This window comes from Shewanella sp. SG44-2 (assembly GCF_014164215.1).
GTDB lineage: Bacteria > Pseudomonadota > Gammaproteobacteria > Enterobacterales > Shewanellaceae > Shewanella > Shewanella frigidimarina.
The window spans coordinates 1-257 of record NZ_JACJEU010000102.1 but is presented as its reverse complement, the minus strand read 5'-3'; the positions used below and the strand labels follow the sequence as shown (position 1 = coordinate 257).

The 257-nt window shown below is 56.8% G+C and carries 1 protein-coding gene; it reads right to left on the bottom strand.

The genetic code is table 11. The annotated features are described in order from the left end of the window. Positions 1-257 (bottom strand): hypothetical protein (locus H5181_RS20460; RefSeq protein ID WP_182751898.1); only part of this gene is annotated, 257 nt, incomplete at both ends.

The window sequence follows — 257 nt, the reverse complement described above, 5'->3', positions numbered from 1 at the left end:
GGGCCATTAAATAGGGTGTTGCCGTTGCCATCAGTGACAATCAAGGTGTCGCCAACTTCAGTGCCAGTCGCTAGCGTCACGGTGGCAGTCACAGTGCCGTCGCTGCCGATCTCATCGCTGTTGAAGATACCATCGCTGCCCATGCCGCTGAATTCAACGGTGGGTGCAGGTGCGGCGACATTGTCCACAGGCTGGTTGTCGGTAGCAGTCGCAGATGGGTTACCGGCGATATCAATCACTTGCGCGGTGACATCAAC